We start from the raw sequence: 19,960 nt of genomic DNA on the forward strand, positions 1-19,960 counted from the left end.
GCTATAAGAAAGAGGATGAAATTATTTCCATTCCAATGACATTTGTCGCCACCATTGAGGTTATGGTATTGTTGGGATTGAAGCCTGTTTTCGTGGATGTTGATCCGGAAACCTATTGTATAGACCCTAATTTAATTGAAGCGAAAATTACCGATAAAACCAGGGCAATTATTCCGGTCCATTTGTATGGTCAGTCGGCTGATATGGATCCTATCATGGAGATTGCAGGAAAGCACGACCTGGATGTAATCGAAGATTGTGCGCAAGCAATTGGCGCAACTTATAAAGGGCAAAAAACATGCACTTTGGGTGATGCTGGTTGTCTCAGTTTTTTCCCAGCTAAAAATTTAGGTGCCTATGGCGATGCGGGAGCAGTTTTGACCAATGATGATGAGCTTGCCGAAAAAATTAAAATGATTCGAGTACATGGATCACAATCAAAATATGAACATACCTTGCTGGGGATAAATAGCCGTTTGGATTCAATTCAGGCAGCAGTGATCAATGTTAAATTGAAATATATTGACAAATGGAATGAATTACGCCGGAAACATGCTGCAAGATATACTGAATTATTAAGTGATATTCCGGGACTTGTCTGTCCGGCTATCGCAGATGAAAATCAACATGTTTTTCATCAGTATACCATTCAGCTCGACGACAGGTTTGGATTGCAGAATTTTCTGCGAGAGCGTGGCATTGCAACTGGCATACACTATCCCATCCCACTTCATTTACAGCCTGCGTTTAAAATTTTGGGTTATAATGAAAATGATTTCCCAATTTCGGAAACAGTGGCAAAAAAGGTTTTATCCTTACCTATTTATCCTGAATTACCCACTGACCATCAAGAATATGTTGTGGAGCAAATTCATCAATTCTATAATAATTAGTGAAGCTTTGCCCCAAACCGACAAGTAGCAATATACCAATTCTCAGATTGATTCAGATGAGAAAATGATATAGATTCTGGCTGCTTGATTCTGGAGAAAAATGATGATAATCTGAATAGTTTGCCTTCATCAAGAAATCAGTATCCGGTATTTATTTTGATTCAAGCAATAACCTCTAGCTATTTTAAAAATATTGCTCATTTACAAAGTTTTGCCATATAAAACAATTAAACATTAGCTTGTAAGGTTTCAAAATCTCCAATTAATAGGTTCTGATTTTATGATATATATTAAGTATATTCGCGAACATTCTAAACTTGTCAAAGAAGCAATTCGTAACAAAAATGAAAAAGCGGATGTTGATAGACTTCTATACCTGGATTCTGAGAAACGAAAACAGTTGGCGCGTGTGGAAGAACTCAAACATCACAGGAATGTTGTTTCAAAAAAAATTGGAGAAATGAAAAAATCCGGGCAAGATGCGAATTCGATCACCCTGGAGATGAAAAAGGTTTCTGCAGAGATCAAAAAAATTGATAGTGATATTTCAAGTTTAGAGGATGAAAGCCAAAATATCCTTAATTGGATTCCAAATATACCACATTCATCGGTTCCAATTGGCGATGAATCTGCAAACCTTGAAGTTAAAACCTGGGGAGATAAACCTGAATTTGATTTTAAGCCCAAGCTGCATTGGGAGCTGGCTGATCGATTAGGAATGCTCGAATTAGACAGAGCCAGCAAAATATCCGGTTCCAATTTTGTAGTATTCTCCAAAATGGGAGCAAAGCTCGAACGAGCCTTAATAAATTTTATGCTGGATATGCATACTGAGAAACACGGTTACCAGGAGATCTCTCCACCATTTATTGTTCGGCGTGATGCTATGTATGGGACCGGGCAATTACCAAAACTTGAAGATGATATGTATCAAATAGAACAAGATGATCTATTTTTAATTCCCACTGCCGAGGTCCCGGTTACAAATCTTTTCAAGGGTGAAATCATTGATGGATTTCGGCTGCCGTTGAATTATACAGCTTATACGCCTTGTTTTAGAAGGGAAGCCGGTTCTTATGGAAAAGAAACACGTGGTTTATTTAGGATACATCAATTTGACAAGGTTGAAATGGTAAAGTTTGTAAAACCGGAAAATTCATATATGGAACTTGAGATTCTCTTAGATAATGCCGAAGAAGTACTGCAAAAGTTGAAATTGCCTTATAGAATTTTAGTTTTGGCAACGGGAGAACTTAGTTTTGCAGCAGCGAAATGTTATGATATTGAAGTTTGGGCTCCGGGTGTCAATAAATATTTGGAAGTTTCTTCAGTTAGTAATTTTGAAGATTTTCAGGCAAGACGAGCCAGCATCCGGTTTAGGAGGACGTCAGATGCAAAACCTGAATATGTACATACATTAAATGGATCAGGGCTGGCTTTGCCCAGGACAGTAATCGCCATTTTGGAAAACTACCAAACTGATGAGGGATCGGTTATCGTTCCTGAAGTGTTACATCCTTACATGGGAACCGAAATTATTAAAAATAATCAATAATAGAGTATTTTATTATGATAGACCTACATATGCACAGTGATTTTTCCGATGGGAGTCTATCGCCATCGGATTTGGTGAAAGAAGCCAAAGAACTTGGATTATCGGCGATTGCATTAACCGATCATGATACAAGTGAAGGTGTTGCAGAGTTTATAAAAGCAGGAAAAGAACTTGGTGTTATTACGGTTCCCGGGGTCGAAATCAGTATCGATACCAAGCTCCCCAATAATGGTCATTTGCATATGTTGGGTTTGTTTATTGATCCGTTTTCTGCAGATTTAAAGAATAAACTAGACTATTTACAGGATCATAGGAATGAACGCGCTGGTAAAATCATAGATGCTCTAAATAAATTAGGAATTCCGATAACTATGGATGAGTTAATGGAAGAAGCAGCGGAAGGGTCGATTGGCCGGCCGCATGTGGCAAAAATCCTTGTTCGAAGTGGTGTTGTTTCCTCAATTCAAGAAGCATTTGATAAATATTTAGCAAAGGGACAACCAGCTTATATGGATAAAGTAAAATTCCCCGAAGCAGAAGCTATCGATATTATCCATCGAGCGAATGGACTGGCTATTCTTGCACATCCTTTCTTAATGGGGTTTGAAAGAGTTGATGAAACATTTGACAAGATCTTAAAATTGGGTGAGTCCGGGTTAGATGGCTTCGAAGTATTTTATCCTGGAATGCCAATAGATCTACAAACAGCATTGTTGGATCTCGCCCTAAAAAATGATTTTGCTATTTCTGGAGGATCGGATTATCATGGACAAAATAAGCCAGGTGTAAATATGGGGAATGGAAAAGGTGATTTACAAATTTCTGATGAAATATTAGTGAATTTACAAAGCAGGGCAAATCGCCAAACAAATGTTATTAATGAGACACATTAAAAGGAGTGAGCTGCCTCCCAAAGAGTTTGCTCGACCGGAAGTGGCCATTCTATTGATTGATGCAGCTTGAATAAAGCAAAAATGCCATAAGACAGGAATTATTGCAAGAATTACTACCTCTTATGTATATTTTTAACTCTTAGTTGTTCCATGGATTTCCCTTTCTGGTATACATTGGCCCTAATAATAATCATGCCATACCTTTTGATCAAGGAATGGGTTGAAACTGAGGTTGTATTATTTGGAACGTTAATCTTACTCCTCTTAGGTAGTGTTATTACAGTTGAAGAGGCATTTTCGGGATTTTCGAATGAGGGTGTTCTGATTATTGCTTTTCTATTCATTATTTCAGGTAGTTTAAGCAAATCCAATGCATTAAATTATTTTAAGATATTACCAGGTAAAATCAGCTCTTCGAACAAAAGAAACTTAATTCAATATATATTACCGGTTTCCGTAATTTCAGCATTTGTAAATAATACACCTGTTGTAGCTCTTTTTATTCCCATTGTAAGATCTTGGGCGGAAAAACACAATATTTCACCTGCAAAATTTTTTATCCCGATTTCTTATGCAGCTATCTTAGGCGGGATGTGTACATTAATTGGAACCAGTACAAACCTTATTGTTCATGGGATTATGATTAATAATGGGCATGAAGGATTTTCTTTTTTTGAAATATCGACAATCGGGATCCCTGTAGCCATTATCGGTTTAATCTATATAATCGTTTTTGGAAATTATCTTCTTCCAAATCGTAAAGAACCTATTATTGAATTGGGTGAACATACTCGTGAATTTGTAATTGAACTAAAAGTTACTGAAAATTATAAAAATATCGGGAAAACAATTGAAGATGCTGGATTAAGACATTTAAAAGGCTTATTCCTGTTTCAAATAGAAAGAGCAGGACAAATCATAGCCCCCGCCAAACCTGAAGAAAAGATTTACGAAAACGACAGATTGTTTTTTACAGGGCTTCCTAAAACAATTCTAGAATTACAAAAGACAAAAGATCTGCAACTCGTTGAACATTCCAAATTTGACCTTAAACATTACGACTCCGATGAAATAAAGCCGTTTGAAGCTGTTATTTCACAGAGTTCATTTCTTGTTGGTAAAAATGTTCGTGAAAGTAATTTTCGTAGTAAATATAATGCTGTGATCATTGCTATTCACCGTAATGGGATGCGAATAAAGAGAAAAATAGGGGATGTAGTGTTGCATGCAGGAGACACACTTCTCCTCCTGGCTGAAAAACAATTTCATAAAAAGTGGTATTATTCGAATGATTTTTATCTTATCTCGTTGTCTGATGTCGTTCCTTCAAAACCAAAATGGCAGGCATTTTTTTCAGTTTTCGTTTTAATCGGCATGGTTTTGCTAACTGTATTTGAAATACTGCCACTAATTTCAGCTGCTGCAGTTACAGCTCTTATATTAATCTTAAGTAAAAGTATAAAATTAGTCGATACAATAGAGTTGATAGATTGGAAAGTTCTAATCGTTATTGCTTCGGCATTAGGTATTTCAAAAGCAGTTGGCAATTCGGGATTAGCAGACCTGGTCGCAGGCTTTTTAATCGGAGTAAGCGAGTCTATGGGAATCTTAGCAAGTTTAATAGGAGTATATTTAATTACCAATATTTATTCCACAATACTAACCAATACCGCAGCTGCAGCGATGATCATTCCGGTTGTATTTCCTGTTGCACAAACACTCAACGTTGATGTTACTGCATTTGCAATTGCTGTTGCAATTGGTGCCGGTGCAAGCTTTGCAACTCCAATTGGGTACCAAACCAATTTAATGGTTTATGGGCCAGGTGGTTATAAATTTAAAGACTATATTAAAATAGGAACCCCACTGCAAATACTAGTAGGGATTGTTACAATATATTTGATATATACAATTTATTTCTGATCCGGACATTATGAATAAATAGATAAGGGTCTATTATGATAGATATGAAAAGTACAAATGTATATTGGCATGTAGGAGAAATTACTAAAACTGATCGTCAAAAACTAAGCGGACATCGAAGTTTCTGCTTATGGTTTACAGGATTATCTGCAAGCGGTAAGTCCACAATTGCTCTTGAACTTGAACAAATGTTATTTCAGAAAAGGATTAGGAGTTTCGTATTAGATGGTGATAACATTCGTCATGGATTGAATAAAAATCTTGGTTTTTCTCCTGAAGATCGTACTGAAAATATCCGTCGAATAGGAGAAGCAGCTAAACTATTTGTTGAAGCAGGGGTGATATCTTTAACAGCATTTATATCACCATATCGGTCTGACCGAGATATCGTAAGAGAGTTGTTGGGGAAGGATGAATTTGTAGAAGTTTACATAAAATGTGATATTGCTACATGCGAACAAAGAGATCCAAAGGGATTATATAAAAAGGCTCGTGAAGGGGAAATTAAAGGATTTACCGGAATTTCAGCTCCTTATGAGGAACCTTTAAATCCGGAATTTATTTTAGATACATCCATCGAAACAGACGTTACAACCAATGCTAGAAAACTACTGGATTTTATCGAATCATCTGGTTATCTTAGCAGCCCTTAGATAATTTTTTTTTAACACAAAGACAATTAAGGTAAAATCGTGGATCAAAGCTATGGGTGGCTTTCTGTGCTTCCCCCGGTTTTGGCAATTATTCTAGCTATGAAAACCAGGCAAGTCTATCTTTCCTTATTTATAGGGATATGGACTGGTTGGATAGTAATTACCGGTGGTAATCCTTTTTTAGGATTTACAAAAGCCCTTGACTCTTGTGTCAATGTATTTGCCGATGCAGGGAATACTCGAGTAATATTATTTAGTGCAATGGTGGGTGCTGTTATAACTTTCACCCAGCGCTCAGGGGGTGTTGATGGTTTTATCAAGTGGGCTGGCACAAAAGGGTTGACTAATTCTCAGAAGAAAGCTTCTTTATTTACATGGCTCATTGGAGTCATTATATTTATAGAATCCAGTATCACAATTCTAGTTGCCGGAGCAATCTCCAGGCCTGTTTTTGACAAACTTAAGATATCCCGAGAAAAATTAGCTTACATTTTGGATTCTACCTCGGCTCCTATTTGTATATTAATCCCCTTTAATGCATGGGGTGCATATATCGTCACATTATTAATGAACGAAGATATTCAAGATCCTGTTGCCATATTTGCTTATGCCATCCCTTTGAATTTTTATGCTTTGATTGCAGTTTTATTTGTTTTGGTTTTGATTATTACAGGGAAAGATTTCGGACCGATGAAAGTGGCGGAACTTAGAGCTAGGCAAGAAGGTAAAGTCTTGGCTGATGGGGCAGAACCTTTAATCTCCACCGATGTGATCAATCTACCTGTAAAAGAAGGGATAACCCCTAATGCAAAAAATATGATTATACCAATAGCAGTGATGGTTGTAATGATGCCGGTTGGACTTCTTATTACAGGAAATGGAAGTATTCTAGATGGTTCAGGTTCAACAGCAGTATTTTGGGCTGTGTTGGCAGCAATAGTCTCAGCCGCTATTCTTTACAAAGTTCAAAATTTATTTTCAATTTCTGAACAAGTTGATTTATTCTTTAAAGGTGTGGGTGGATTAATGCCAATGGCTATTTTACTGGTACTGGCATTTTCAATTGGAGCAACATGCAAAGAATTAGGGACAGGTATTTATGTAGCAAGCAATGCACAAAAATTCGTTAGTCCGAATTTGGTTCCTGTGATACTATTTCTTGTGTCTGCTTTTATCGCATTTTCAACCGGTACAAGTTTTGGTACTTTCGCCATAATGATCCCAATTGCCGTACCAATGGCATCTACACTAGATGTGAATCTAAGCACCTGTGTTGCGGCAGCGCTAGGAGGTGGAATATTTGGCGACCATGCTTCTCCTATTTCAGATACTTCGATCATTGCATCTATGGGTTCTGCCAGTGACCATATCGATCACGTCAAAACCCAACTGCCTTATGCATTAACTGTAGGGGGTGTGGCGTTAATTTGCTATTTAATAGCAGGTCTTTTTTAATCTAAGACTTATTTAAACCGAAATATCTTTTAAAATGGACTTTATTAGTGATTAAAAACGTATTATTTTACTTTTCTTTAACTTTTCTCTTGACAAAGAGGCTTATTTTTTTTAATATTGGGCAATTAATTTAATTTTTCAATATGGAAGGAGGTGTTATCTTGATGACGGCCTTTAAGAAATTAGGATCGTTGATAGTAATAGTTGTTTTTATGGTTAGCTCTATTTTTTCAACCGGTTGTACAAGATATGCTAACTCAGATCAACTAAGTGCTTTGGATCAACAAAAAGCAGCTGCAGAAAGTGCGGAAGGAGCAGCGGTAGATTGTGAGGGCGAACAGGCAGCTTTACAAAAAGAACTTGATGCTAAGAATACAGAATTAAGTGATGTGAAAGCTGAAAAAGAAAAGGTAAGGCAACGTTTAACTCAAATGTAAGAAATATTAAATCATAATCAGGAGGTTATGAAACCAAAATGAAAACAAAAAATGTAATTTTCACATTGTTCGCCCTAATACTTGCAGTATCTTTCCTACCCATGAGTGCTTTTGGACAAGAGCGCAAGATTAAAATGAACGAGTATAATACCATGATGGCTGGATATCAACAGCGTGAGGCTGCTGCAAAAGCAAAGTTAGAGCAGTGTAGTAATACGGATAAAACAGCTTTACAAAATGATATTACTGCATTGGAAGAGAGTATTAAAAGTGAATGGAATGAGATTTACAAGATGATTGGAACTGATGCAGCAGGTGTTGAAGCTTATCGCCAATCTTTGAATCAACTGGAAAGTCAAGTTGATGGTTTAAGTTCTTTATCATCCGAAGAACTGTTCCAAAAAAGGGATGAATTAAAGGATATTGAAAGCAAACTTGAAGAGCACAAGGCAAATAGAATTTATGCGCTTTCGGAAATGCAAGATAAAGTAGCCACAATCGAGGGGAAATTGACCCTGGTTAAAAATCGTATGCCAAAATCAGTGTACGATGACTACAATGTGGTTAAGGGTGATTACTTGTGGAAGATTTCTAAAAAATCAGAGATTTATGATGACCCCATGCAATGGATGAAAATTTATACTTATAATCGTGATATGATTAAAAATCCGGATTTGATTTATCCTGATTGGGTTTTTAAAATTCCACGGAAAGTAGGCCCGAATGAATATATTGTTGTGAAAGGTGAATTTTTGTCTAAAATTGCTTCAAATCCAGATGTGCTCGGGAATCCGACAGAATGGACTAAACTTTATGAAGCCAATAAAGAAATAATTTCAGACCCCAACACAATCTATCCATATCAAATATTAGTAATTCCACGAAATTAATGTCACTTTTCATAAAGTCCTTGCCGGGTCTAATTTTTAGTTTAGACCCAGCAAGGCTTTTTATTTATTTAACAAATTTGCCAGCCAAATTTGTTGTGGATATTATCAATCATATTTATTAAAATTAATTGGCGGCTCTGTCATTTTGGCCAAAGGCCAGATGAGGGGCTTTTTTTATTGGAATACCTATTCATTAAATGCAAAAGAAGTTTACTTTACGAGACATAGATCATCTATTACTTCTTGGTTCAAGAGATTCCAATTTAAGGTTTATCCAAAAGTATTATCAGGCTAAAATAATAGCACGAGGGGACAACCTACTTTTCGATGGTGAAGCTTCAGAAGTTAAACAATTGGAGAAACTATTTTCAGAGCTGGCCGAGTTAATTCATAGAAATGGTGGATTAACCGAATCAGACATTGATGCAATCATCCAACTAACACGGAAGAAAAAAACGAATTTACACAACTTGCGTAATGATCAAATCGTCATAAATGGGAAAAAAGATTCAATTCTTACAAAGACAGAAGGACAAAAATCTTATAATAATGCCGTAATTAATAATGATATCGTTTTTGTAATTGGACCAGCTGGAACAGGTAAAACATATCTTGCAGTTGCTTTTGCTGTCGGATATTTAAACGCGCATGATGTCGATCGAATCGTTTTGACAAGACCAGCCGTAGAAGCAGGAGAGAAATTAGGCTATTTGCCAGGAGATTTTAAAGAAAAAGTTGATCCTTACTTACGGCCCCTGTACGATGCTCTTTATGACATGTTACCTGCAGAGAGGTTACGCAAAATGATAGCACAGGATATCATTGAAATTGTTCCGCTGGCATATATGCGAGGAAGAACTTTAAATAATGCATTCGTAATACTGGATGAAGCGCAAAATACGTCCGAAAATCAAATGAAGATGTTTCTTACAAGATTAGGTGTAAAGTCGAAAGCAATAATTACCGGTGATATTACACAGATTGACTTACCGGAGAAAAATCGATCTGGATTAACCCAAATTCGGCATGTTCTTAAAGGCGTGAATGGTATTCAATTTGTATATATGGATGAAAGGGATGTTGTTAGACATAGGTTGGTGAAAGATATCATTGTAGCTTACGATCAATATGATCAATCACAGAAAGACTAAAATCGTCACCAAGTTACGAAACGAAAATTCCAACCATACCCAGGAATAAGCAGTTTGGCCAAACTATTTACATTTAGAAAAAATCAAATCAATGGGAATTCTTCATCCAAGGAACCTGTACATTGGTATAGATCAATCACATTCCTTAGGTTCTGCCTTGGATTTGTCTTTCTCCTTATAACTTTACTTATATTTCCACATGGAGAATCCTTTAAATTTGCAATTCTCAAGGAAGGAAATATATCCAGCGAGGAAGTAATTGCCCCATTCACATTCAGGGTTCAGAAAAATCAGCAACAGCTAACCCTTGAAAGAGAAGAAGCGTGGGGAAAGATATTACCGGTATTTCACTATTCGGATTCGACCTTATTGAATTCTCAGACAGAACTAAAAATTCTTCAAGATAGTCTTAAAAACATATTAAGCTTAACTCTCAATGATTCTTTAAAACAACAAGAAATCGAACGAATCTTAAACGATAATGATATTATTCTTACTAAAGATCTAATTCCATTTTTTATTCATCTAAGTCAAAAAGAAATTGATCAAAAGCAGTTGGAGCTGGATTTCCAACCTTATGATCGTTATTTCGATCAGCTTGAAAATATCTTAGTAGATATTCTCGTGCTTGGTGTGTGTGATATTAAAAAGACTGAAATTCCAAATTTTAAAAATAAGATCACGGTATTACGTTCAAATCAGGAATTTGAAAAATCGAGTAATGAGTTTTATGAACTTTCTGAAGCAGAAGATAGATTATTGGAGAAACTGCAAGGTCAATTTGTCGAAAATAGTGATTCGGTTAAAGTTGGTTATGCATTATTGGAATCTTTGCTCACTACAAATTTAATTTTAGATCGTGAATTAACCGAATTCAGAATCGATGAAGCTATTGCACAAATTCCCCTTGTGAAGGGAAGAATATTAAAAAGTGAAAGAATTATTGATAGCAATGAGCGCGTAACGCTTGAGCACATTGATATATTCCATTCTCTGGGAGAAGAGCTTCGAGCTAGAGAAAAGCAAGCTGGATTCATTTCTCAAGCTCTAATCTGGCTCGGTAAAATTTTATTGATTATCAGCACTCAGATTCCTTTGCTTTTGTTCTTATATTTTTATCGACGTAGCATTTGGGATGATCTGCGTATGATGTTTATCATAACATCATCAATGTTGTTTGTTGTTGTTGTGGCAGTGATTGTGATGGACTATGATGTGCCTAAATTTTTAATCCCGTTTGCAACAGTACCCCTTATTGTTACTTCTTACATGGACACGAGGTCAGGATTGTTCGTTGGGCTTAGCTTAAGCTTTTTGATTAGTGCTGAACTCGGGTTGGATTATGAAATTGCATTAATTGGAATGTTGGTGTCGTCTGCTTCAATAATTTCATTTGGCTTATCAAAATTTCGGAAGCGCCTAACAAACGCAACTTTAGTTTTAGCAATAGCCTATGTTCTTGGTATTACCGCTGTGGGAATCCTTCGCTTTATTAGTTTGAATGATTTAGGTTTGGCACTTGCCGGTGCCCTCGGAGCCGCTATTTTTTCGCCAATACTCGCGTATGTATTTATAATGCTTTTTGATTCTGTCTTTGATGTAGCTTCAGAGTTTAAGTTGATTGAATTAAGTGATTTAAATAATCCAATGCTTAAAATGATGTCATTACGTTCTCCTGGATCTTATCATCACAGTTTACAGGTGAGTAATTTAACCGAATCCGCTGCAGAAGCAATCGGTGCAAATGCCTTATTGGCTAAAGTAGGCGCTTATTATCATGATTTAGGCAAAATGTTTATGCCGGAATATTTTGTTGAAAACCAATTTAACGGCAAAAATCCACATGACCGACTTTCACCTCGGTTGAGTAGTTTAATTTTGATAAACCATGTTCGAAAGGGCTATGAATTTGCCAAACATAATAAATTACCCTCAGTTGTGTCTGATTTTATTTTGGAGCATCACGGGCAAAGCTTAATGAAGTTTTTTTATGAAAAAGCAAAAGAAAACACTAAGTCAAAGAATATTGAAATTCTTGAGAGTGATTTTCGCTATCCGGGCAATCGACCCAAAACCAGGGAGACAGGTATTTTAATGTTGGCTGATTCTGCTGAAGCAATGGTTCGATCCATTAAAGATCCAAACCTTGGAAAAATTCGTAATGCTGTCAAAAATATTGTTAACGACAGGTTTCATACAGGCGATTTGGATAATTGCCCGCTAACAGTTAAAGAGCTTCGAATAATAATTGATACGTTTTCAAATATACTTACCGGAATTCATCATGATAGGGTCGAATACCCCGGACAAAAAAAGATGACTTTAGGTACAACATCAAAAAAAGTTTTAGCGTCTTAAGGCAAAAATTCTTGAAGATTGAATGTTATGAAACCGGGGAACCTTCTTATGTATCTCATCATCAGATAAAACTTGCTATGGGTGAGCTAATTGCTATTGAAAAACCCCTTGTCGATGGTGAAATTCGCATAATATTTATTGATGATGAATACTGCAAAAATTTAAATCGAAAATATTTGGAACATGATTATACAACAGATGTAATCTCTTTTCATCTAGAATCAAGTGATCATTTATTAGAAGGTGAAGTCTATGTAAATGTAGATCAAGCCCAAAAACAAGCGTCCCATTATGATGTTGATGTGGAAGAAGAGTTATGGCGGTTAATTATACACGGTACACTACATCTTCTCGGAGACAACGACAGTACCTCAAGCGAACGAGATAGTATGCGAAAAAAAGAAAATGAATATTTAAACATGTTTGAAATTAGCAGAAAGGAGCTCTGAATTATCCTGGAACCCAACTTATTTGTTTATTGTTTTCTTTTCTTGATTTCATCAATTATTTCCGGTCTATTTTCTATTTCCGATTCTGTTTTTTTTTCGATGCCTGAAGTAGATATCGCACACCTCCGCGAAGAAGAGAGCAAATCGGCAAGACGAGTTGTTAAACTAATATCTGATTCACAAAGATTTATGCTGTCAATTTATTTGGGTAATTTATTTTCAGTAGCAATAGCTGCAATACTTGCATCGGTTGTATTTGTTAAGCTTGTCCAAAAGCTGGAATTTACAAATAACTATGTGATTCTTACTTTGGTTTTATTGATTGCGTCTACGGTGCTAGTCCTTACCAGAATTCCATCTAAAATTTTAACAATTCGCAATTCAAAATCAGTTAGCTTAAAACTTTCAGGTTTTAGTTATTTGGCTTATTTATTCTTTTTCCCTATATCAACACTGATTCTAAAATTGACTAAATTAATCGGTAAAATTTTTAAGATAGAGGGAGATCCTTTTACGCTTTCTGAGGAGAAGGTGAAATCTATGATTGAATTAGGAAAAGAGGAGGGAACAATTCATGTAGAAGAAACGGAAATGATCCATTCGATTTTTGAATTTGGAGAAACAACGGTAAAAGAAATAATGGTTCCAAGAATCGATATGGTTTGCATCGAAATTAGTTCGTCAGTAGATGATTTAATTAAAGTTACAGGCGAAAAAGGCCATTCTCGAATACCCATTTATGGGGGGCAAGTTGACAATATTAAGGGGATCATCCATGTTAAAAACCTGATCCCGGAATTATTAGCCGACAAAAAAAATATAAAGCTACAGCGATTATTAAGACCCGCTTTTTTTGTGCCGGAAAGCAAAAAGATAGGTGATTTACTGAGTGAACTTAAGCGGGAAAAAATTCATATGGCCATTGTGGTTGATGAATATGGCGGCACTGCCGGACTCGTTACATTAGAAGATATTATTGAAGAAATAGTTGGAGAAATTCAAGACGAATATGATAAAGAGCAACCGTTATATCGCAAGGTTACACCCGGAACTTTTGTGGTAGATGGCCGAATGTCAATCGATGAATTGAATGAAGTCTTGCCTGAACCTATCCTCCAATCAGAAGAAGAAGATTACGAAACTCTTGCCGGGCTCATATACCATTTCACAGAAAGTATTCCAAATACAAATGATCTGATTACTTACTTAAACTATGATTTCGTAATTGAAGAAGTTGTTCGACAACGGATTAAAAAAGTAAAAGTGATTCATAAAGTAGATTCCCCCCAAAGAGATGATCAATTAAAAGAAGAATCCTGAATTAAACCTCATAGCTCGAAAATCATTTACCTTATCAAAATACCTGTATCCTTCCCTTCTTTTATTCCACAAAACATAAATTATTATTGCAATTCGGTAATTCTATTATACATATTAAATGATACTGTTTACTATTGTCTTAACTATTAGTTTTATAAGAATTAAGACCTGTTTTTATCGGTATCGGAGACTGAAATGAAGATTGCTGATTTATTAAGCCCAGAACTAATCAAACTTCCGCTAGAACGGAATGAAAAGCAAGAGGTTATTGCTGAATTAGTGGACCTGTTAGCTGCAAACCAAAAAGTGAAAGATCCGGATAGCGCCTTTAAAGCAATATTAGAACGAGAAAAAGTGATGAGTACTGGTGTCGGAGATCATGTCGCAATTCCACATGGAAAGTCTGATGGTGTCGATGAGGTGGTAGGCGCTTTTGGTATATCAGATACGGATATTAATTTTGAGTCAATTGATAATAAACCAGTCCGGTTGGTCTTTTTGTTAATTGCTACTCCGAATGCCACCGGTTCCCATCTCAAGGTGCTCAGCCGGGTTTCGCGACTACTGAACAAAAATGAATTTCGTAATAGTCTATTGCAAGCAAAAACTTCGCAACAAGTCTTAGACCTTATTCGCCGGGAAGAAGAAGCTGTATTCGAAACCTAAACTCTATACAATTTAAACCAAGATTATTAGATTAAAATGCCGGACAAAAATGAACATCCAATTCATTTAATAAAATGGAGAACATTTCCTGGCAGATTATATGCTGAGATGGTCGCAGAAGCTCTTAAGAGAAATGAGATTAATTGTATCATCAAAGGTGAAGATAGAGGAATTCTTGGGGCTGGTAGTATTTCTGTTTATTCTCCGGGTAAAATAACGATTTGGATTTCGGAAAAAGATCTCGAAGAAGCGGAGGGAATCGCACAATTGATGATGAATAATATTTAAGTCTTATTACCTGGTAAATAAAAAATTATGGCCAACCGATTTAAAACTCCAAGAGGTACAAAGGATATTTTACCAGCCGAAATGTCTAAGTGGCATTTTTTGGAATCGCATTTACGCAAGGTTTTTTCGAAATATAATTTTTCTGAGATCAGAACCCCAGCTTTTGAAGATACTGAGCTGTTTGCACGGGGAATTGGGCAAACAACGGATATTGTCCAGAAAGAAATGTATACCTTAACAGATAAAGGCGGTAGAAGCTATACATTAAAACCTGAAATGACTGCTTCGGTTATGCGATCTTATCTTGAGCACCACCTTGGCGATTACCGTAGAATTCAAAAATTATATTATATTTCACCCATGTTTCGTCAAGAGAAACCACAAGCAGGACGGTTTCGCGAATTCTATCAATATGGAATCGAAATAATAGGTACAGATAATTATCTCGCGGATGTGGAAACAATTACTCTTTCCGTTGAAGTTTTACACCTATTAGGGATCAAGGAAATAAAAGTAAAACTGAATAGTGTCGGGTGTAACTCTTGCAGGCCAAAATACAAAGAAGTACTAAAATCTAATTTAAAAAATATCTTAAGTGAATTATGCGGTGATTGTCAAAATCGCTATCATACGAATCCATTACGAATCCTTGATTGCAAAAAGGAAAATTGTAATCGGCTTACGAAGGATATACCTGCCATCTTTGAGTACCTTTGTCATGAGTGTAAAGACCATTTCGATAATGTCCGCAAGTACCTTGATTACAACAATTTACAATATATGATCGATAAGAAACTTGTCCGGGGACTAGATTATTACACAAAGACTGCTTTTGAAATTCAATCGAATCAATTGGGTTCGCAAGATTCGATCGTTGGAGGGGGGCGCTACGATTATCTTGCTGAAGAAATAGGCGGTCAAAGTGTACCTGCAGTTGGATTCGCAGCAGGGATGGATAGATTGTTAACGGTTTTGCAAAAGTTGCAGCTATTTCCAGAATTTGATAATCGGGTTGATCTTTATTTTATTGGCTTGGGTGAAGACGCCTTGAAGTGGGTGTTTAAGAAAGCAAACGAGTTAAGGAGGAATGGCTTAGTTTGTGAATATGATTATCTGAATCGCAGCTTAAAAGCTCAAATGCGCGAAGCCAATAAATTTAACTCTCAATTTGTTTTAATAGTAGGCGACAATGAAATTGCTTCGAAAACAGTAATTCTAAAAGAAATGAATACGGGTGACCAGGAAACAGTTCCCTTTAATTCTTTGGACCAGGTGATTCTGGGGAAGAAAACGATAAAATCCCATCCTTGTCTCCATCAAGATGATTCTTCGAATGATTTCCAAAGCTCAGTTAAAAATATATAAATCCTTAAAGTTAAAAAAATTCCGCTATTCACATAGAAAATTCATAATTGAAGGCATAAATCTTTGTGAAGCTGCACTGAAAAATAATGCGGAAATAGAAATAATATTAATATCAGATAAACATAGATCGAATTCTTCATTTCAATCGATTCAAAAATTAGCCGTTAACAATGCCATTCCCTTTGAGTTTATACCTGATAAAAACGTAGTAGCTTTAAGTGATTCTGTAACGCCACAAGGTATCATTGCAGTTGTCTTAATGAAAACCCATAATTTTGATGAATTGTGGCAGTTGGAAAATCCTGTAATCCTAATGCTGGATGAAATTCAGGACCCGGGTAATTTAGGAGCAATATTGCGAACAGCTTCTTGGTTTGGAGTTCAGGCAATTATTCTAAGTAATAATTGTGTCGAGGTTTACAATAGTAAAGTTTTAAGATCAACAGCTGGTGCATTTTTTCAATTGAGATTTATTTTTAACCAGGTTAGTGTTCAGGAAATTCTCACACAATTGCTGCAAAAGAAATTCAAGATATTAGTTACATCTCCTGGTTTTTCGATGAACTATACCCAGGTTGAATATCACACTCCGTTGGTTCTGGCCATTGGAAATGAACGGCATGGTGTGGATGAACAAATCATAAATATTGCTACTTATAAAGTAAGTATCCCTAAGAAAGGACAAGGAGAGTCTCTAAATGCAGCTGTTACTGCAGGCATAATGTTAAGTGAGATTTTTAGAAATGGATAAACGATTGTTTGAGATGGAACACCTGGACAAATGTGAGTCAATAATTTTTAAAATTATTATTAAATTTTAGCTGAATTCATTCGAATAAACCCTGGCATTAAATTTGTATTAGTCCTTCGAATTCATTAACCAGGAGTTTTTATTGTTAATGCAAGAAGTAGAAGAAAAAAAATATTCCGAATCCGTTGAATCTGAACTTCCGATTTCCCCAGGAAGAGCAGGGATGATCGTGTTCTTTTCTATTTTATTATTCATGATCATCGGGGTAATGGGACGTCTATTTGCAGAATCGATTTGGGGCCAGGTCGAATGGAAAAGTCCATTTATGGTTGTGGAGATTTTTATTGTCATTCCTGCAATTCTGATTATACGAAAATACCGCTTTCCACTCAAAGCAGCTTTTAGGCTCAATCCAGTGTCTTTGGATATAATGATTTGGAGTTTCATGGTTGGTATTTCACTTGCGATTCTTGGGGATCAATTGGATAGAATTATCCAATCCTGGTATCCAATGCCCGTCGAATTATTAGAACAACTAGAATTGACTTTTCAAACGACATATGCTGTGGATTTTATCACGTTGTTTTTAATTGGTACCGCTGGGGCTGGAATTTGTGAAGAAGTGCTATTTAGAGGGTTTTTCCAGAAAATTTTGGAAAAACGAATGCATATTATTGCAGCAATAATATTTCCTGCTGTGCTATTTGGAATAATTCATGTTCTTCCCTGGCTGATTTTTCAAATAACAATTCTGGGAGTTGTATTAGGATTAATTGCATGGCGAACAGATAGCGTTTATCCAACCATTTTGATTCATGCTGTAAACAATGCCATAGCGATTCTGTTCCTGAAATTCGCTACTCCAAAAGTTGAATCCCTTTATCTTAAGAATGAATTTGTCGATTCCAAAATTGTTTTGGTATCCATTGCGATTTTTATTTTCTCGATTACACGAATTTGGAATAAAAGCTCCAAAAAGAGTGATACTGAAATTGCTGGTCCACATTTTTAGGAGAAATTTGGCAGTCGACCTAATAAATCAATCCGTAGTTTCCTGTAATTTAATTTGTTTTGCCTTTAAACTATTGAAAGTTTAAATTGTTAAGTATTTATTTATCTATCTATATAAATAATAAACCTGAATAATTCATGAATCATGCTTTCATGCTTAAAACTTCCAACTATGTCATCCCGTCGTTTAACGGGATCTATTTCCATACATTTGAAAAAGCTGCATGATAAGCATAAAAATATCTTAAAAAGATCATTTCCTCGATTAACAGTGATAAGGTTTATGAATAGATCAAGTAAATTAGAGAATTCATGGAATTTGATTTTCAGACAAAACGACCTTTAGTGAAAATAGGTGTATTGCAATTCGAAAAAAAAATGATTTTTTCGTCAAATGTTCCTTTTCGGGTAGAGGATATTTCCGGTAACGTCTTAGCCTCTGGTGAGAAAAATCGAAAATATGAAGCAATGGTCTTAAATACGACTCCCCCTGCATCCCAAATTAAAATCAGGCTTGCAATATGTTATGAACATGAGGAAGCTCAAAAAATAGCAGAGGATTGGCAGGGAAAAAATTTAGAAATTCATATCGAGAGGGTGGGTCAAAAAATACAAATAGCTACTAATAAGTTTATTGATAATCGTGAATATTGGGTTCTAACCGGGGAATTTGAATCTTACGAGACAGCCGATCAGGTTCGTAGAAACTTACCGGATTTTGGCAGCTATCAAATCATCCAGGTTGCTGAAAATAAAATATCCGGAACGATTTCATTTGAAGGAAAAACTATTAAAGATGGCATTCGCATCGTTCCTCTTGGGAATAGTAAGCTTCATTTTACTTTGGATAATGTTCGTGTCGGTATTGGGTTTCATTGGGATCATCGGGAAAGCCAGGATTTAGAGGGAATTCTCGAATTTCATATAGACAAAAAGGGATTATTAACGGCTGTTAATGTGTTGGATATCGAAAAATATTTAGCGAGTGTAAATTCGTCAGAAATGACGCCCGATTGCAACCTGGAATTTTTAAAGGCGCAAACTGTAGTGGCGAGATGTACCGTATTTGCAACATCAGGTAAACATCATTTCGAAGATCCTTTTGATTTATGCGCAGATGACCATTGTCAATGTTTTCATGGTGCAGGGGTAATCTATGAAAAGTCTTTGCAAGCGTCTGCTCAAACGCGTGGCGAAATTTTACAACATGAAGGACGAGTTTGTGATACTCGTTATGCAAAGATTTGCGCTGGAATTGGTGAAAGTTATAAAAATGTGTGGGACAACCGCCATATAAAATACCTGGATAAATTTGTTGATTCCAAAAATGGAAAAAACCTTAATGAAATTCTTGACAATGAAAAAAATATTCGTACTTTTATACAATCATCACATGATGTGTTTTGCAACCCGGATTATTATCAGATACCTAATTATTTAGAATATGCGCATGATTATTACCGTTGGGAAGCAGAATATTCTCCTGAAGAGTTTGGCAGAATAGTCGCTATGAAACTTGGCAAAGATTTGGGACCTATCGAGGATGTTATTCCTTTACAAAGAGGCGATTCCGGGCGGATCATTTATGCGAAGGTAATAGGTGAATTAGGTGAAGCAGTGATAGGTAAGGAGCTTGAAATTCGCAATGTGTTATCAAAAACTCATTTGTATAGTTCTTGTTTTTATGTGGAAAAAGAGATGGATCCCAATGGTAATTTAAACCAAATTCGTTTGAAAGGTGCTGGGTGGGGGCATGGAGTGGGCATTTGCCAGGTAGGCGCTGCTGTAATGGGTGAAGAAGGTTATAAGTATAGCGAGATTCTGAACCATTATTATCAAAATACTAAGTTAAGTGCGTTGTATAATTGAAAGTATTTAGGACCCTTTTTCTATTTTAAGGAT

General features: G+C 36.0%; 18 protein-coding genes. All 18 read left to right on the forward strand.

What is annotated here, in order from left to right; genetic code table 11:
• On the forward strand, positions 1-893 hold an 893-nt coding region (locus tag IIC38_05985), incomplete at its 5' end, for a DegT/DnrJ/EryC1/StrS family aminotransferase (GenBank protein ID MCH8125495.1).
• Positions 894-1,173: 280 nt separating this feature from the next.
• Positions 1,174-2,448 (forward strand): serine--tRNA ligase, encoded by a 1,275-nt coding sequence (serS, locus tag IIC38_05990; protein ID MCH8125496.1) that lies wholly within the window; start codon positions 1,174-1,176, stop codon positions 2,446-2,448.
• Between the two features lie 14 nt (positions 2,449-2,462).
• Positions 2,463-3,341 carry a PHP domain-containing protein gene (locus IIC38_05995; GenBank protein ID MCH8125497.1) on the forward strand — a complete coding sequence of 293 codons (879 nt, stop codon included), beginning with the start codon at positions 2,463-2,465 and terminating at the stop codon, positions 3,339-3,341.
• Positions 3,342-3,533: 192 nt separating this feature from the next.
• On the forward strand, positions 3,534-5,264 hold the full coding sequence (locus tag IIC38_06000) for an SLC13 family permease (GenBank protein MCH8125498.1): 1,731 nt from the start codon (positions 3,534-3,536) through the stop codon (positions 5,262-5,264).
• Positions 5,265-5,308: 44 nt separating this feature from the next.
• Entirely contained in the window at positions 5,309-5,917 is a 609-nt protein-coding gene (gene cysC / locus IIC38_06005; protein MCH8125499.1) for an adenylyl-sulfate kinase, read from the forward strand.
• Positions 5,918-6,016: 99 nt separating this feature from the next.
• A complete protein-coding gene (locus IIC38_06010) occupies positions 6,017-7,372 on the forward strand; it encodes a sodium:solute symporter (GenBank protein MCH8125500.1) in 1,356 nt (451 codons plus the stop codon).
• Between the two features lie 164 nt (positions 7,373-7,536).
• Positions 7,537-7,809: a hypothetical protein gene (locus IIC38_06015; GenBank protein ID MCH8125501.1), complete on the forward strand. Its 273-nt coding sequence runs from the start codon at positions 7,537-7,539 to the stop codon at positions 7,807-7,809.
• 38 nt (positions 7,810-7,847) lie between these two features.
• A complete protein-coding gene (locus IIC38_06020) occupies positions 7,848-8,699 on the forward strand; it encodes a LysM peptidoglycan-binding domain-containing protein (protein MCH8125502.1) in 852 nt (283 codons plus the stop codon).
• Positions 8,700-8,896: 197 nt separating this feature from the next.
• Positions 8,897-9,850, forward strand: a complete 954-nt coding sequence (locus IIC38_06025) for a PhoH family protein (protein ID MCH8125503.1) — start codon at positions 8,897-8,899, stop codon at positions 9,848-9,850.
• Between the two features lie 54 nt (positions 9,851-9,904).
• Positions 9,905-12,208 (forward strand): HDIG domain-containing protein, encoded by a 2,304-nt coding sequence (locus tag IIC38_06030; GenBank protein ID MCH8125504.1) that lies wholly within the window; start codon positions 9,905-9,907, stop codon positions 12,206-12,208.
• A gap of 11 nt (positions 12,209-12,219) precedes the next feature.
• Positions 12,220-12,657 (forward strand): rRNA maturation RNase YbeY, encoded by a 438-nt coding sequence (gene ybeY, locus IIC38_06035; protein ID MCH8125505.1) that lies wholly within the window; start codon positions 12,220-12,222, stop codon positions 12,655-12,657.
• A gap of 42 nt (positions 12,658-12,699) precedes the next feature.
• Positions 12,700-13,977, forward strand: coding sequence for an HlyC/CorC family transporter (locus tag IIC38_06040; GenBank protein ID MCH8125506.1), 1,278 nt, complete (start codon positions 12,700-12,702; stop codon positions 13,975-13,977).
• Positions 13,978-14,172: 195 nt separating this feature from the next.
• A complete protein-coding gene (locus IIC38_06045; protein MCH8125507.1) occupies positions 14,173-14,643 on the forward strand; it encodes a PTS sugar transporter subunit IIA in 471 nt (156 codons plus the stop codon).
• Positions 14,644-14,679: 36 nt separating this feature from the next.
• Complete coding sequence (locus tag IIC38_06050) at positions 14,680-14,931, forward strand: DUF2007 domain-containing protein (GenBank protein ID MCH8125508.1); 252 nt, start codon at positions 14,680-14,682, stop codon at positions 14,929-14,931.
• Between the two features lie 27 nt (positions 14,932-14,958).
• Positions 14,959-16,296, forward strand: a complete 1,338-nt coding sequence (locus IIC38_06055) for a histidine--tRNA ligase (protein ID MCH8125509.1) — start codon at positions 14,959-14,961, stop codon at positions 16,294-16,296.
• Positions 16,265-17,047 carry an RNA methyltransferase gene (locus IIC38_06060; GenBank protein ID MCH8125510.1) on the forward strand — a complete coding sequence of 261 codons (783 nt, stop codon included), beginning with the start codon at positions 16,265-16,267 and terminating at the stop codon, positions 17,045-17,047. The genes IIC38_06055 and IIC38_06060 overlap by 32 nt, the downstream gene beginning before the upstream one ends.
• Before the next feature lie 142 nt (positions 17,048-17,189).
• Complete coding sequence (locus IIC38_06065) at positions 17,190-18,059, forward strand: CPBP family intramembrane metalloprotease (protein MCH8125511.1); 870 nt, start codon at positions 17,190-17,192, stop codon at positions 18,057-18,059.
• Positions 18,060-18,370: 311 nt separating this feature from the next.
• A complete protein-coding gene (locus tag IIC38_06070; protein ID MCH8125512.1) occupies positions 18,371-19,927 on the forward strand; it encodes a SpoIID/LytB domain-containing protein in 1,557 nt (518 codons plus the stop codon).
• Positions 19,928-19,960: the final 33 nt, after the last annotated feature.

The organism is candidate division KSB1 bacterium, assembly GCA_022566355.1.
Classification (GTDB): Bacteria; Zhuqueibacterota; JdFR-76; order JdFR-76; family DREG01; genus JADFJB01.

Coding starts and splice junctions, on each gene's coding strand:
- IIC38_06070 (MCH8125512.1), top strand. CDS start 18,371: ATGGAATTTGATTTTCAGACAAAACGACCTTTAGTGAAAATAGGTGTA.
- serS (MCH8125496.1), top strand. CDS start 1,174: ATGATATATATTAAGTATATTCGCGAACATTCTAAACTTGTCAAAGAA.
- IIC38_06020 (MCH8125502.1), top strand. CDS start 7,848: ATGAAAACAAAAAATGTAATTTTCACATTGTTCGCCCTAATACTTGCA.
- IIC38_06015 (MCH8125501.1), top strand. CDS start 7,537: ATGACGGCCTTTAAGAAATTAGGATCGTTGATAGTAATAGTTGTTTTT.
- IIC38_05995 (MCH8125497.1), top strand. CDS start 2,463: ATGATAGACCTACATATGCACAGTGATTTTTCCGATGGGAGTCTATCG.
- IIC38_06010 (MCH8125500.1), top strand. CDS start 6,017: ATGAAAACCAGGCAAGTCTATCTTTCCTTATTTATAGGGATATGGACT.
- IIC38_06000 (MCH8125498.1), top strand. CDS start 3,534: ATGCCATACCTTTTGATCAAGGAATGGGTTGAAACTGAGGTTGTATTA.
- IIC38_06045 (MCH8125507.1), top strand. CDS start 14,173: ATGAAGATTGCTGATTTATTAAGCCCAGAACTAATCAAACTTCCGCTA.
- IIC38_06050 (MCH8125508.1), top strand. CDS start 14,680: ATGCCGGACAAAAATGAACATCCAATTCATTTAATAAAATGGAGAACA.
- IIC38_06055 (MCH8125509.1), top strand. CDS start 14,959: ATGGCCAACCGATTTAAAACTCCAAGAGGTACAAAGGATATTTTACCA.
- IIC38_06060 (MCH8125510.1), top strand. CDS start 16,265: ATGATTTCCAAAGCTCAGTTAAAAATATATAAATCCTTAAAGTTAAAA.
- cysC (MCH8125499.1), top strand. CDS start 5,309: ATGAAAAGTACAAATGTATATTGGCATGTAGGAGAAATTACTAAAACT.
- IIC38_06025 (MCH8125503.1), top strand. CDS start 8,897: ATGCAAAAGAAGTTTACTTTACGAGACATAGATCATCTATTACTTCTT.